Source organism: Bordetella genomosp. 2, assembly GCF_002261345.1.
Lineage (GTDB): Bacteria > Pseudomonadota > Gammaproteobacteria > Burkholderiales > Burkholderiaceae_B > Bordetella_A.
Map to the genome: position 1 here is coordinate 144,156 of NZ_NEVT01000004.1, position 14,344 is coordinate 158,499.

Annotated in this window: 12 protein-coding genes and 2 pseudogenes; 12 read left to right on the plus strand and 2 right to left on the minus strand. The window is 71.2% G+C overall.

Annotated elements, in window-relative coordinates:
• Positions 1-7: 7 nt before the first annotated feature.
• Positions 8-1,501: a PLP-dependent aminotransferase family protein gene (locus tag CAL24_RS09915; RefSeq protein ID WP_094806598.1), complete on the plus strand. Its 1,494-nt coding sequence runs from the start codon at positions 8-10 to the stop codon at positions 1,499-1,501.
• An 18-nt stretch (positions 1,502-1,519) separates the two neighbouring features.
• Here CAL24_RS09915 and CAL24_RS09920 read toward each other — a convergent pair whose 3' ends face one another.
• On the minus strand, positions 1,520-1,819 hold the full coding sequence (locus tag CAL24_RS09920; RefSeq protein WP_028355331.1) for a hypothetical protein: 300 nt from the start codon (positions 1,817-1,819) through the stop codon (positions 1,520-1,522).
• Positions 1,820-2,003: 184 nt separating this feature from the next.
• Between CAL24_RS09920 and gorA the strand changes: the two genes are divergently transcribed.
• The 8 genes and pseudogenes from gorA to CAL24_RS09960 all read left to right on the plus strand — a co-directional run bounded on the left by gorA (position 2,004) and on the right by CAL24_RS09960 (position 10,364).
• Positions 2,004-3,362 (plus strand): glutathione-disulfide reductase, encoded by a 1,359-nt coding sequence (gene gorA, locus CAL24_RS09925; RefSeq protein WP_094806599.1) that lies wholly within the window; start codon positions 2,004-2,006, stop codon positions 3,360-3,362.
• A gap of 69 nt (positions 3,363-3,431) precedes the next feature.
• Positions 3,432-4,064 carry a LysE family translocator gene (locus tag CAL24_RS09930; RefSeq protein ID WP_028355329.1) on the plus strand — a complete coding sequence of 211 codons (633 nt, stop codon included), beginning with the start codon at positions 3,432-3,434 and terminating at the stop codon, positions 4,062-4,064.
• Between the two features lie 69 nt (positions 4,065-4,133).
• A pseudogene (locus CAL24_RS09935) lies at positions 4,134-5,260 on the plus strand (3-deoxy-7-phosphoheptulonate synthase).
• Positions 5,261-5,409: 149 nt separating this feature from the next.
• Positions 5,410-5,868: a (2Fe-2S)-binding protein gene (locus CAL24_RS09940; RefSeq protein ID WP_028355327.1), complete on the plus strand. Its 459-nt coding sequence runs from the start codon at positions 5,410-5,412 to the stop codon at positions 5,866-5,868.
• A gap of 13 nt (positions 5,869-5,881) precedes the next feature.
• On the plus strand, positions 5,882-8,140 hold the full coding sequence (locus CAL24_RS09945; RefSeq protein WP_094806600.1) for a xanthine dehydrogenase family protein molybdopterin-binding subunit: 2,259 nt from the start codon (positions 5,882-5,884) through the stop codon (positions 8,138-8,140).
• A gap of 35 nt (positions 8,141-8,175) precedes the next feature.
• Entirely contained in the window at positions 8,176-9,132 is a 957-nt protein-coding gene (locus tag CAL24_RS09950) for an AraC family transcriptional regulator (protein ID WP_094806621.1), read from the plus strand.
• A gap of 73 nt (positions 9,133-9,205) precedes the next feature.
• On the plus strand, positions 9,206-9,547 hold the full coding sequence (locus tag CAL24_RS09955; RefSeq protein ID WP_028355324.1) for an I78 family peptidase inhibitor: 342 nt from the start codon (positions 9,206-9,208) through the stop codon (positions 9,545-9,547).
• A 67-nt stretch (positions 9,548-9,614) separates the two neighbouring features.
• A complete protein-coding gene (locus tag CAL24_RS09960; RefSeq protein ID WP_094806601.1) occupies positions 9,615-10,364 on the plus strand; it encodes a 2OG-Fe(II) oxygenase in 750 nt (249 codons plus the stop codon).
• 481 nt (positions 10,365-10,845) lie between these two features.
• On the opposite strand, the gene CAL24_RS09965 is transcribed toward CAL24_RS09960, so the two are convergent.
• Entirely contained in the window at positions 10,846-11,676 is an 831-nt protein-coding gene (locus CAL24_RS09965; protein WP_028353309.1) for a hypothetical protein, read from the minus strand.
• A gap of 108 nt (positions 11,677-11,784) precedes the next feature.
• On the opposite strand from CAL24_RS09965, the gene CAL24_RS09970 reads away from it, so the two are divergent.
• The 3 genes and pseudogenes from CAL24_RS09970 to CAL24_RS09980 all read left to right on the plus strand — a co-directional run bounded on the left by CAL24_RS09970 (position 11,785) and on the right by CAL24_RS09980 (position 14,334).
• On the plus strand, positions 11,785-12,204 hold the full coding sequence (locus tag CAL24_RS09970; RefSeq protein ID WP_028353310.1) for a VOC family protein: 420 nt from the start codon (positions 11,785-11,787) through the stop codon (positions 12,202-12,204).
• 38 nt (positions 12,205-12,242) lie between these two features.
• Positions 12,243-13,718, plus strand: a complete 1,476-nt coding sequence (locus tag CAL24_RS09975; protein WP_094806603.1) for a DHA2 family efflux MFS transporter permease subunit — start codon at positions 12,243-12,245, stop codon at positions 13,716-13,718.
• A pseudogene (locus CAL24_RS09980) lies at positions 13,715-14,334 on the plus strand (DUF937 domain-containing protein). Before CAL24_RS09975 ends, CAL24_RS09980 begins: the two are co-directional and overlap by 4 nt.
• Positions 14,335-14,344: the final 10 nt, after the last annotated feature.

A 14,344-nucleotide genomic window follows, 5' to 3' on the forward strand; every position in this document is an offset into this window, starting at 1 on the left:
CCGTGGCATGCTAAAAAGCACCAAAATTCAATTATTTTTTGGAGCCATGAACGACGGCGCCGCCCTCCTCGACAGCCCGCTCGCCACCCCGCGGGGCCGCCAGACCCTGCAGCGCCAGTTGCTGCAGCGCCTGAAGCAGTCCATCCTGGACGGCCGCCTGCCGCCCGGCAGCCGGCTGCCCGCCTCGCGCGCGCTGGCGGACCAACTGGGCGTTTCGCGCAATACCGTGCTGCTGGCCTATGGCCAGTTGACGGCCGAGGGCTATGTGCTGGCCGACCGCCAGGGCACGCGGGTGGCGCCGCTGCCGTCCGCGCCGCGGGCCCGCCCGCCGCAGGGTGCGCCCAGCGCCCCGACGGCGCGGCGCATCGCGCGCATCCCCGCGTCCGCACCGCCCGCCGAGCCGGGGGTGGCGCTGCGGCCCGGCACGCCGGCGCTCAGTCATTTCCCGCTGGGCGCGTGGCGTCGGGCGGTCGACCGCGCCCTGCGCAACATGCCGCTGGCCACGCTGGGATACGGCGACCCGGCCGGCGAGCCGGCGCTGCGCCAGGCCATCGCCCGGCACCTGGGCATATCGCGCGGCGTGCGCTGCGCGGCCGACCAGATCGTCATCACCGAAGGCGCGCAGGAAGCCTTGTCGCTGTGCGCGCGGCTGGTCGGCAACCCGGGCGACACCGCCTGGGTGGAAGACCCGGGCTACCGCGGCGCCAAGACGGCCCTGCAGGCCAGCGACCTGCGCATCGTGCCCGTGCCGGTCGACGAGCAAGGCATCGCGCCGGCCGACTCCCTGTGGCGCCGCCGGCCGCCGCGGCTGATCTATGCCACCCCGTCGCACCAGTATCCCACCGGCGCGGTGCTGGCCGCGGCGCGCCGCCTGGCGCTGCTGGAGCGGGCCCGCCAGGCCGGCGCCTGGATCATCGAGGACGACTACGACAGCGAATTCCGCCACCATGGCGAGCCGATCCCGGCCATGCAAGGGCTGGCCGAGGATACGCCGGTGCTGTATGCGGGCACCTTCAGCAAGACCATGTTCCCGGCCCTGCGGATCGGTTTCCTGGTGGTGCCGCCGGCGCTCGACGGGCCGTCCCGCATCGCCGTGCAGGAGCTGTTGCGCGGCGGCCATCGCCACGAACAACTGGCGCTGGCCGAATTCATCGACAGCGGCCAGTTCGCCCGCCACCTGGGACGCATGCGCCGCCTGTACCGCGACCGGCAGCAGGCCCTGCGGGCGGCGCTGGCCCGCTACCTGGCGCTGCCGCATCAATTGGTGGGCGGCCAGGGCGGGCTGCACCTGACCTTGCGCCTGCCGGCCCGCTATCCGGACCAGGCCATCGCCGCCGAGGCGCGGCGCGCCGGCATGGCGCCGGCCGCGCTGTCCGGTTTCGCGCTGCGGCCGGCCGGGCACAACGGCCTGGTGCTCGGCTACGGCAACACGCCCGCCGAGCTGTTCGAGCCGCTGATCAAGCGGCTGGCGGCCATCATCGAGGCGTGCGCCGGGCGTTGAGGCGACCCGGCCGCCGCCCTACCCGCCGATCAGCCCGCCCAGCAGCAGCATCGCCAGCACCAGCCAGAAGATGCCGGCCACGATGGCGCGCCGCAGGAAGGCCTTGACGGCGGCCCACAGCAGCACCAGGCCCAGCACCAGCAGGGCGAAATTGAAGATCGACGGGCTCATGCCCAGGGCGCCGGCCAGGCCGGAGAAAAAATCGCCCAGGGCGCTGCCCAGGCCGCCGAAAACATAGCGCAGGCCCGCCACGATGGCGCGGATGACCTCGCCGAGCATGGCGCCCACCGAGCCGAAAAAACTGTCTTCAGTCTGCATGAGATCCCATAGCGGGGATGCCCCCCGGAAGGCGGCCGCCGCGCGGGCGCCGCCACTGCTGGAATGTATCCGATCCGCGCCCGGCCTGCGCGGGCTCCTGCGGACCGGCGTCGATTAGAGGTTTAATACAGCCTCTTCTGGTGTATTTGCGCGCGGCCGCCGGATGGCCGCGGAAAGGACGAAGATGGCTTTCGATTTTGACCTGTTCGTAATTGGCGCGGGCTCGGGCGGCGTGCGCGCCGCGCGTTTCGCCGCCGGCTTCGGCGCCCGCGTGGCGGTGGCGGAAAGCCGCTACCTGGGCGGCACCTGCGTGAACGTGGGCTGCGTTCCCAAGAAGCTGCTGGTGTATGGCGCGCACTACCGCGAAGATTTCGAGCACGCCGCCGGCTACGGCTGGACGGTCGGCCGCCCCGGCTTCGACTGGCCCACCCTGATCGCCAACAAGAACCGCGAAATCGAACGCCTGAACGGCATCTACCGCAACCTGCTGGTGGGCAGCGGCGTGACGCTGTACGAAGGCCACGCCCGCCTGCTCGATCCGCACACGGTCGAGGTCAACGGCCAGCGCTGCACGGCCCGGCACATCCTGGTGGCCACCGGCGGCTGGCCGCAGGTGCCGGACATCCCCGGCAAGGAGCACGCCATCACCTCGAACGAGGCGTTCTTCCTGCAGACCCTGCCGCGCCGCGTGCTGGTGGTGGGCGGCGGCTACATCGCGGTGGAATTCGCCTCCATTTTCAACGGCCTGGGCGCGCAGACGGTGCAGGTCTACCGGCGCGAGCTGTTCCTGCGCGGCTTCGACGGCGGCGTGCGCGAGCACCTGCGCGACGAGCTCATCAAGAAAGGCCTGGACTTGCGCTTCAACGCCGACGTGGCGCGCATCGACAAGCGGCCCGACGGCAGCCTGGCGGCCACGCTGCAAAGCGGCGAAGTCATCGAGACCGACTGCGTGTTCTATGCCACCGGCCGGCGCCCCATGCTGGACAACCTCGGGCTCGAGAACACCGGCGTGAAGCTCAACGAAGACGGTTTCATTGCGGTCGACGACGAATACCGCAGCAGCGAGCCGTCGATCCTGGCGGTGGGCGATGTCATCGGCCGCATGCCGCTGACCCCGGTGGCGCTGGCCGAAGGCATGGCGGTGGCGCGCCGCCTGTTCCGTCCCGAGGAATACCGCAAGGTCGACTACAACCTGATTCCCACCGCCGTGTTCAGCCTGCCGAACATCGGCACGGTGGGCCTGACCACCGAGGACGCGGTGGCGGCCGGCCACCGCGTCAAGCGCTTCGAGAGCCGCTTCCGCCCCATGAAGCTGACGCTGACCGGCGACCAGGAAAAGACCCTCATGAAGCTGGTGGTGGACGCCGACACCGATCGGGTGCTGGGCTGCCACATGGTCGGCCCGGACGCCGGCGAGATCGTGCAGGGACTGGCGGTGGCGCTCAAGGCCGGCGCCACCAAGCAGGTATTCGACGAAACGATCGGCATCCACCCCACCGCCGCCGAGGAGTTCGTCACGCTGCGCACCCCGGTGCAAGAATAGGCCTGTTCCGATACAGATCTGCGGTACGCTTCCGGACGGATCCCCTTTCTTTTCCGCCCGGAGCCCCGCATGCCCGAACTGTCCAACCTGGTCGCCTTCGCCCTGCTGTCGCTGGGCATGGTGCTGACCCCCGGCCCCAACATGATCTACCTGATCTCGCGCTCGATCTCGCAGGGGCCGCGGGCCGGCCTGATCTCCCTGGGCGGCGTGGCCGTGGGTTTCGTGTTCTACGTGCTGTGCGCCGCGCTGGGCATCACCGCATTGCTGCTGTCGGTGCCCTATGCCTACGATGCGCTGCGGCTGGGCGGCGCGCTGTACCTGGGCTACCTGGCCTGGCAGGCGTTGCGGCCGGGCGGCCGCTCGCCGTTCCAGGTGCGCGAGCTGCCGCGCAGCAGCCCGCGCCAGCTGTTCACCATGGGGCTGGTCACCAACCTGCTCAATCCCAAGATCGCCATCCTGTACCTGTCGCTGCTGCCGCAATTCATCTCGCCGGACCAGGGCAGCGTGCTGCTGCAGTCGCTCACGCTGGGCTTCATGCAGATCCTCATCAGCCTCAGCATCAATGCGCTGATCGCCCTGGCGGCGGGCTCGATCGCCGGCTTCCTGGGCACCCGGCCGCTCTGGCTGGTGGCGCAGCGCTGGCTGATGGGCACCGTGCTGGCCGGCCTGGCGGTGCGCATGGCGCTCGACTCGCGGCGTTGACGCGGCGCGGCGGCGCGGGCGCGGCGGGGTGCGATAATCCCGTCCGCAGCCCGCATTTCCGAGACCGCCATGAACCGTATCGACGACCCCCCCTGCACGACCGCGAAGCCGGCCAGGCCGATTCCACGCAAGACACCACCCGCATCGACGATGTCCGCATCGGCGCGGTGCGTCCGCTGATTTCCCCTGCCCTGCTGCAGGACGAACTGCCCGTGCCGGCCGCCACGCAGACCCTGGTGGAAGACGCCCGCGCCCGCATCGCCGACATACTCCATGGGCGCGACGACCGGCTGGTGGTGGTGGGCCCCTGCTCCATCCACGACCACGACCAGGCGCTGGAATATGCCGCGCGCCTGAAAGACGCCGCCCAGGCGCTGCGCGACGACCTGCTCGTCGTCATGCGGGTGTACTTCGAGAAGCCCCGCACCACGGTGGGCTGGAAGGGCTACATCAACGACCCGCGCCTGGACGGCAGCTTCCGCATCAACGAAGGCCTGCGGCGCGCCCGCGAGCTGCTGCTGGAAATCAGCGCGCTGGGGCTGCCCATCGCCACTGAATTCCTCGACCTGCTCAGCCCGCAGTACATCGCCGACCTGATCGCCTGGGGCGCCATCGGCGCGCGCACCACGGAAAGCCCCAGCCACCGCCAGCTGGCCTCGGGCCTGAGCTGCCCGCTGGGCTTCAAGAACGGCACCGACGGCGGCGTGCAGGTGGCGGCCGACGCCATCGTGGCGGCGCGCGCCAGGCACGCGTTCATGGGCATGACCAAAATGGGCATGGCCGCCATCTTCGAGACCCGCGGCAACGACGACACCCATGTGATCCTGCGCGGCGGCAAGCAAGGCCCCAACTACGACGCCGCCAGCGTGGCGGCGTGCTGCGCGGCGCTGGCCGCCGCCGGCCAGCGCGAGCAGGTCATGATCGACTGTTCGCACGCCAACTCGAACAAGTCGCACCAGCGCCAGGTCGAGGTGGCGTACGACGTGGCCGCGCAACTGGCCGCCGGCGAGCGCCGCATCATCGGCGTCATGATCGAAAGCCACCTGGAAGAAGGCCGGCAGGACCTCAAGCCCGGCGTGCCGCTGCGCCATGGCGTGTCCATCACCGATGCCTGCCTGGGGTGGGCCCAGACCGAACCGGTGCTGGCCGACCTGGCCCAGGCGGTGCGCCAGCGGCGCACGCACGCCGCGGCCTAGCAGCATCGCGCGGCGGCCACGGGCTGCCGCGCACTCTCAGAGGATCAGGCAAGAATAGCGGAGTAATCGGCATTGCTGGCGCGCATGCGGATTTTTTATCCTGATGGCCTTCGGGGCGCCGCCCCCGCGACTCAGGAAGGAAATCCCCCATGCCCAACTTGAACATCAATGGCCAGGATACCGCCGTCGATGCGCCCGCCGAAATGCCGCTGCTGTGGGCGCTGCGCGATGTCGTCGACCTCACCGGCACCAAGTACGGATGCGGCATGGCCCTGTGCGGCGCCTGTACGGTGCATGCCGACGGGGCGGCGATCCGCTCGTGCGTGACGCCGCTGGCGGCCGTGGCCGGCAAGAAGATCACCACCATCGAGGGCGTGGGCGCCGACAGCGTCGGGCAAGCCGTGCAGGCCGCCTGGCGCAAGCTCGACGTGGCCCAGTGCGGCTACTGCCAGTCGGGCCAGATCATGTCGGCCACCGCCCTGCTGGCCCAGAACAAGCAGCCCAGCGATGCCGACATCGATGCCGCCATGAGCGGCAACGTGTGCCGGTGCGCCACCTATGTGCGCATCCGCGCCGCCATCCACGAAGCCGCCCGCGCGCTGGCCTGAACAGGAGTCCGTCATGCATCCCCTCGTGCGTTCCCATGCCGGCGCGATCGCGCCGGTGCGCAATCTGAGCCGCCGCCGCTTCATGCAAGGCGCCGGCGGGCTGGTGCTCGGCATCGCGCTCGGTCCGGCCGTGGCGCGCGCCGCCGGCGGCGCGGCCCCGGCCGCCAGCGGCGCCGCCTTCGCGCCCAACGCCTTCGTGCGCATCGGCACCGACGGCACCGTCACCGTGCTGTCCAAGCACCTGGAAATGGGCCAGGGCGCCTACACCGGCCTGGCCACCCTGCTGGCCGAGGAGCTGGACGCCGACTGGGCCAGCATTCGCGTCGAAGGCGCCCCGGCCGACACCGACCTGTACAAGAACCTGGCCCTGGGCGTGCAGGGCACCGGCGGCAGCACCGCCATCGCCAATTCGTACGAACAGATGCGCCGCGCCGGCGCCACCGCGCGCGCCATGCTGGTGGCGGCGGCGGCCGAGCAGTGGCAAGTGGACCCGCAAGGCATTACCGTATCCGCCGGCGTGGTGCGCCACGCGGCCTCGCAACGCCAGGCCGGCTTCGGCGAACTGGCCGAACGGGCGGCCCGGCAGCCGGTGCCCGATTCGGTGCCGCTCAAGGCGCCCGCCGATTTCAAGCTGATCGGCCAGGAAGCGCCGCGCCGCGTCGACGGCGCGGCCAAGACCGACGGCACGGCCCGCTTCACCCAGGACATGAAGCTGCCGGGCATGCTGGTGGCCGTGGCCGCCCATCCGCCGCGCTTCGGCGCCACGGTGGCGGGCTTCGACGCGAGCAAGGCCAAGGCGGTGCCGGGGGTGCGCCACGTGGTGCAGTTTCCCGGCACCCCGCACAGTTTCGGCGGCGTGGCGGTGCTGGCCGACAATACCTGGGCCGCGCGCGCCGGCCGCGATGCGCTGCAAGTGCAGTGGGACGACAGCAAGGCCTATCGCAAGGGCACTGAAGAGATCCGCGCCCAATTCCGCCAGGCGCTGGACCAGCCCGGCAAGGTGGCGGGCAGCAAGGGGGATGTCGATGCGGCGCTGGCGCAGGCCGCGCAGGTCATCGAGGCGGAATACGAGGTGCCCTACCTGGCCCATGCCGCGATGGAGCCGATGAACTGCCTGGTGCAACTGGGCGACGGGCGCTGCGATATCTGGAACGGCGAGCAGTTCCAGACCGTCGACCAGGCCGCGGTGGCGCGCCTGCTGGGCATCGCGCCGGAACGGGTGAGCATCACCCAGCTGTACGCCGGCGGCAGTTTCGGACGGCGCGCCAACGCCCACGCCGATTATGTGGTCGAGGCGGTGTCGATCGCCAAGGCCGCGCGCGACCAGGGCGTGCGCGTCCCGGTCAAGCTCGTGTGGACGCGCGAGGATGACATGCGCGGGGGCTATTACCGGCCGCTCAACGTGCACCGCGCCCGCATCGGCCTGGATGCGCAGGGCAAGCCGCTGGCGTGGCACGTGCGCCTGGCCGGGCAATCGATTTTCCTGGGAGGCCCATTCGAGGCCGCCATGCAGGACGGCATCGACCCCACCTCGGTCGAGGGCCAGGCGGACCTGCGCTATGCCGTGCCCAACCTGCGGGTCGAGTCCTATACGCCCGAAGATGTCGCCGTGCCGGTGCTCTGGTACCGCTCGGTAGGCCACACGCATACGGCCTTCTCGGCCGAGGGGCTGATGGACGAGGCGGCCGCCGCGGCGCGGCAGGATCCGGTCGCCTACCGGCTGGCCCTGCTGCAGGACCACCCGCGCCACCGCAAAGTGCTGGAGCTGGCCGCCGAGCGCGCCGGCTGGAGCCAGCCGCTGGCCGCGCCCGCGCAGGGCGAGCGGCGCGGGCGCGGCGTGGCGCTGCACGAGTCGTTCAACACCATCGTGGCGCAGGTGGCCGAGGTTACCGTGAAGGCCGACGGCAGCTTCAAGGTCGACCGCATCGTCTGCGCGCTGGACTGCGGCGTGGTGGTCAACCCCGACGTGGTGCGCGCCCAGATGGAGGGCGGCATCGGCTTCGGTCTGTCGACCGCGCTGCACGGCGCGCTCACCCTGAAGGACGGCCAGGTCGAGCAGAGCAACTTCCACGACTATCCGATCCTGCGCATCAACGAGATGCCGGCCGTCGAGGTGCACACCGTGGCATCCACCGAAAAGCCCACCGGCGTGGGCGAACCCGGCGTGCCGCCAGTGGCCCCGGCGGTGGCGAACGCGCTGTTCAACGCCACCGGCCAGCGTATCCGCAGGCTGCCGTTCGCCGGCCAGCTCAAGCCGGCGGGCCAGGCGTAATAATATATGTCGCTCCGCTTGCCTTGCCGCTGACCATGGCGCCTACCTCGACCACTGCCCCGGCCCGCGCGGCCGCCTCGGCCGCCGACCTGGACGACCTGGCGGCGCTGGTGGCCCGCCACGCCCGCGAGGACGGGCTGTTCCAGACCGCCATCGACGGGCTGCAGTTCTTTCGTTCTTCGCAGCCCAGCGAGCTGTGCTTCGCGGTATACCGGCCGTCGCTGGCGCTGCTGGTGCAGGGCGCCAAGCGCGTCGAGGTGGGCGAGGACGTCTACGAATACAACGCCTCGCACTACCTGCTGACCTCGATCGACCTGCCGGTGGCGTCGCGCATCACCCTGGCGAGCCCGGGCACGCCCTACCTGTGCTTCCTGCTGGACCTGGATCCGCGCGGCGTGGCCGACCTGCTGCTCGAGACCCGCCTGCCGCCCCCGGTCGACGCCGCCCCGGGCCGCGCCCTGTCGGTCGCCCGGCTCGATGCGCCGCTGCTCGATGCCGCCCTGCGGCTGGCCCGGCTGCTGGACATGCCCGATGACATCCCGGTGCTGGCGCCGCTGGTGCGCCGCGAAATCGTCTACCGCCTGCTCACCGGCGAGCTGGGCGGGCGGCTGCGGCACATCGCGCGCGACGAAGGCCCCGCCCACCAGGTGCGGCAGGCCATCGAATGGCTGAAGGCCCACTTCGACCGTCCGCTGCGCATCGAACAGCTGGCGCAGTCGGTGAACATGAGCACGTCGTCCCTGCACCACCACTTCAAGGCGGTCACCGCGATGAGCCCGCTGCAGTACCAGAAACAACTGCGCCTGCAGGAGGCCCGCCGCTTGCTGCTGGCGGGCCTGGCCGACGCCGGCACGGCGGCGCGCCAGGTCGGCTACGAAAGCGCCTCGCAGTTCAGCCGCGAGTACAGCCGGCAGTACGGCGCGCCGCCGCTGCGCGACGTGGCCCGCCTGCGGGGCGGCGCGGCGCCGCTGGCGCTGGCCGGCGGCGCCTGAGCCCGCCGCCGGTGAACGAATCGGCGGGCGGGCTGGTCTATCATGGATATCTCACCCGCATCAAGGAGTCTCCATGATCCGCAAGCTGATTCCCCTCCTCCTCGTCGCCGGCCTGACCGCCTGCGCCACGTCCGGAACCCAGCGCGCCGCGTCCTCCGATGCCCCGGCGGCCGGCGGCGCCGCCGCGCCCTCCGGCGGCAGCGCGGCGGGCCCCGGCTGCGACGCCCAGCCCGTGCAGGACCTGGTCGGCACCAAGTACAGCGAGTCGGTCGCCGACGACGCCCGCAAGCGCTCGCACTCCGGCCAGCTGCGGGTCATGCGGCCCGGCCAGGTCATGACCATGGAATACAACCCCGACCGCCTCAACCTCATCCTGGACGGCGGCGAAGCCATCACCGCGCTGCGCTGCGGCTGACGCGCGGCGGCGAATTCGGGCGCAAGCACCGGAGTGCGCCCGGCGGCACGCGGCTTACACTGGCTGCATGCCTGACGCCCGCCCCCGCACCAGCCCCGCCGCGCGCCCCGTCCCGCCAGCCGCGCGGGTCGACCGGCTCGACTGGCCGTTGCTCGAAAACGCCCTCGACCAGGACGGCCATGCCGTCATCCCGGGGCTACTGCGGGCCGACGAGTGCGCGGCCCTGGCCGCCGGCTACGGCGACACGGCCCGCTACCGCAGCCGCATCGTCATGAGCCGGCACGGCTTCGGCCGCGGCGAATACCAGTACTACGCCTATCCCTTGCCCGCCCTCCTGGCGCAACTGCGCACGGCGCTTTATCCGCGCCTGGCGCCGCTGGCCAACCGCTGGAACGAAGCCATGGGCATCGACACGCGCTATCCCGCGGACCACGCGGCGTTCCTGGCACGCTGCCACGCCGCCGGCCAGCGGCGCCCCACTCCGCTGATCCTGGCCTACGGGCCGGGCGACTACAACTGCCTGCACCAGGACCTGTACGGCGAACACGTGTTCCCGCTGCAGGTCGCCATCCTGCTGTCCGAGCCGCAGCGCGATTTCACCGGCGGCGAATTCGTGCTGACCACGCAGCGCCCGCGCATGCAATCCAGCGTGGAGGTCGTGCCCCTGCGCCAGGGCGACGCCGTGGTCTTCGCCGTGCACCACCGCCCGGTACAAGGCACGCGCGGCTACTACCGGGTCAATCAGCGGCACGGCGTCAGCCGCGTGCGCACCGGGCGGCGCTACACCGTGGGCATCATCTTCCACGATGCGCAATAGCGGCCGGCGGCCGCGCATGAGTCTCGGACTGGTCGCGTGGCCGGGCAACGCCCCGGCATCAGGCGGCGCGGCATGTCCGGCGTTTTGGCGCATGACCGGGCAGTGGGGCGTCCTGGACGGGGCTGGCAGTGCGGGCCGGCCACGTCGCTCGGCTCGGGCGCGCCACCAGGCGCCCTCGGCCCCCCCTGCGGGGGCTACCCTCCCTCCAACTGGCCGTCCCGCACTGCCAGCCCCGTCCAGGACTCACAGCGGCGGCATGCGACGGTCCGCTGAGCCATTGGGGAACGGCGTATGTAGGTGTCAGACACCCCTTGCGGCAGTCCCGCCTACCCGCGCCATCCCGGCAGGGGTGTCTGACACCTGTTAGATCAGCACAAAAGTATCCAACGCCGACATACCCGAGATCCTGCGAGCCCGGGCGTCTCAAGAACTCAATGATCGCCGCACCATACGGGAAAACACCGTACGGCCAAACCTACCCTCAAGCCCCGTTGCGCGCCTCGGCCAGCGCCACCGTCAGGTGCATCACCTTCTTCTTCAGCGCATCGCGTTCTTCCGTCAGCGCCGCCACCAGCCGGCGCAAGCGCGCCACCTCGGCGGGATAATCGGCCACCGGCTCGGCGCCGGCCGCGTCTTCCGCGGGCGGCGCGTCGGCGTCCGGCGCGCGCGCCGCCGCTTTCGCCTCGCGCGCCTGCCGCGCCAGTTCACGCAAGGCCTTGCGGCCTTCCGCGGCGGCCGCCACCTGCCGCTCGGCCGGCAGCGCGGCCACGGCCGCCGCGGCGTTGATGGAGATCTCGCCCGCCTTCACCGCGCGCACCAATTCCGGCGCCGCCGCCTTGTGGATTTTCTCGATCTGCCCCAGCGTATTGCTGCTGACACGCGCCGCCCGCGCCAGGGCCTGGCGGCTCAGTGCGGCCGGCGGCGGGGCCTCGGCCGGCGCGGCTGCCGTCTCGCCCTGCCCCGCCGCCGGCGCCTGCGCCTGCGCTTGGCGCGCCTGCAGGATCTCTTTCTTGCGCAACGCCAGCACGCCGCGCTGGAAGTCCGATACACTGCGCCGGCCCAGGTGGTTTTCGATCATCCAGAGCCGGACGTCATCCAGTGAAGTAAACCGGGTATTCTGGACAGTCTTGAATTCGATGCCATGCTTGCGGCACAGTTCGTAACGATTGTGCCCGTCGACCAGCACATCGCCCCACAGCACCAGCGCGTCGCGGCAGCCCTCGGCCAGCAGGCTGCGCTCCAGCGCGGCGTATTCGTCGGGGGTCAGCGGGTCTATATAAGTTCGCAGTTCTTCATTAATCTGGATGGTCATCGTGACGGCTCGTTCGTGATTCAGCGGCGCGCGCCCGCCATTACACCACCGGCCCGCCGCCATTGGCCACCCATGCCGCACGGCGCCGACTACGCAGGAGAATCCACCATGCCCCAACTGTGCCCCTACCTGAGTTTCGACGGCCAGTGCGCCGAGGCCATGCGCTTCTACGAACGCACCCTGGGCGGGCGCGTCGAGGCCATGGTGCCCTACAGCCAGGCGCCGGCGGGCACCGAAGTGCCCGCCGGCATGGCCGAGCGCATCATGCACGCGCGACTCAGCCTGGACGGCCAGACCCTCATGGCCTCCGACATCGCCGGCGAACAGCCCTACCAGGGCCAGCAGGGCGTGTCGCTGGCCCTGGTCTTTCCCACCGTGTCGGACGCGACGCGCGTATTCAACAGCCTGGCCGAAGGCGGCACGATCACCATGCCGCTGCAGAAAACCTTCTGGGCCGAGGCCTTCGGCGCCTTGACCGACCGCTACGGCACCTCGTGGCTGATCAACGGCGGCCAGATAGCCGGCTGAACCGGCCGGCCCGCCGCAACCCCAACGGAGCATCCCGCATGCAGCATAATCTCCAAGACAGGCAACGCTGGCTGGCGCTGATGGTACTGTGCCTCGGCGTGCTGATGATCGTCCTGGACACCACCATCGTCAACGTGGCGCTGCCGTCCATCCGCGCCGACCTGCAATTTTCCGAGACCGCGCTGGTATGGGTAGTCAACGCCTACATGCTGACCTTCGGCGGCTTCCTGCTGCTGGGCGGGCGCCTGGGCGACCTGTACGGCCACCGCCGCATGTTCCTGGCCGGCATCAGCCTGTTCACGGTGGCCTCGCTGGCCTGCGGCGTGGCGGGCAGCCAGGCCACGCTGGTGGCCGCGCGGGCGGTGCAGGGGCTGGGCGGCGCGGTGGTGTCGGCGGTCTCGCTGTCGCTCATCATGAACCTGTTCTCCGAACCGGCCGAGCGCGCCAAGGCCATGGGGGTATACGGCTTCGTCTGCGCCGGCGGCGGCAGCGTCGGCGTGCTGCTGGGCGGGCTCCTGACCAGCGTGCTGAGCTGGCACTGGATCTTCCTGGTGAACCTGCCGATCGGCGCGGCCGTGTTCGGCCTGTGCCTGGTCCTGCTGCCCGGCGGCCGGCCGCCGGCCTCGGGCACCCGGCTCGACGTGGCCGGCGCCTGTACCGTGACGCTGTCGCTGATGCTGGCCGTCTACGCGGTGGTCAACGGCAACGAGGCGGGCTGGGCCTCGACCCAGTCGCTCGGGCTGCTGATCGTGGCGGCCATCCTGCTGGCGGCGTTCCTGGCCATCGAGTCGCGCGCCGAGTCGCCGCTCATGCCGCTCGGGCTGTTCCGCCTGCGCAACCTGGCCACCGCCAACGTGGTGGGCGTGCTGTGGGCCGGCGCCATGTTCGCCTGGTTCTTCATCTCGGCCCTGTACATGCAGCTGGTGCTGGGCTACAGCGCCATGCAGGTCGGGCTGGCCTTCCTGCCCGGCAACCTGGTCATGGCCGTATGCTCGCTGGGCGTGTCGGCGCGGCTGGTCATGCGCTTCGGCATCCGCGCGCCGCTGGCCGCGGGCCTGGCCGTCGCGGCGCTCGGGCTGTTCCTGTTCTCGCAGGCCCCCATCGACGGCCGCTTCGCCCTGCACATCCTGCCCGGCATGCTGCTGCTGGGGCTGGGCGCCGGCATCGCCTTCAACCCGCTGTTGCTGGCTGCCATGAACGACGTGCCGCCGCACGAATCGGGCCTGGCCTCCGGCGTGGTCAACACCGCCTTCATGATGGGCGGCGCGCTGGGGCTGGCGATACTGGCCAGCCTGGCGGCCGCGCGCACCGGCAGCCTGGCCGCGGCCGGCACCATCTTGCCCGAGGCGCTCAACGGCGGCTATCGCCTGGCCTTCCTGCTGGGCGCGCTCTGCGCGGCGGCGGCGGCCCTGCTGGGCGGGCTGCTGCTGCGCAATGCCGCGCCGGCGCCGCGCCACGCGCAACCGTCCGGTGGTACGCTTGCCAGACCCGTTCATCAGGAAGACTCGCCATGAACTCTCCCGCCACGCTCTCCGACGAGCTGTTCGCCCAACTGCAGGGCGCCCCCATTCAACAGATTTCCCAGCAACTCGGCACCGATGCCGCCCAGACCCGCGAGGCGGTCGGCGCGGCGCTGCCCATGCTGCTGGGCTCGCTGGGGCAGAATGCCTCCCAGCCGCAGGGCGCCGAAGCGCTGTTCGGCGCCCTGCAGCGCGACCACGCCGGCGGCGGCGCCGACCTGGGCGGCCTGCTCGGCTCGCTGCTGGGCGGCGGCGCCAGCGCCGGCCAAGCTGATGGCGCCGGCATCCTGGGCCACATCTTCGGCGGCAACCAGCAGCGCGCCGAAGACACCCTGGGCCAGGCCACCGGGCTGGGCGGCAACAATGCCGCCAACCTGCTGAAGATGCTGGCCCCATCGTCATGGCCTTCCTGGCGCAGCGCATGCAGGGCGGCGGCATGGACGCCGGCGGGCTCGGCGCCGCCCTGGGCCAGGAACGCGACGCCGCGCGCCAGCAAGGCGGCCTGGGCGGCGGCCTGCTGGGCTCGCTGCTCGACCAGGACGGCGACGGCCAGGTCGGCCTGAACGACCTGTTCAAGATGGGCAGCGGCCTGCTCAACGGCCGCCGCTGAACCTCGCCCG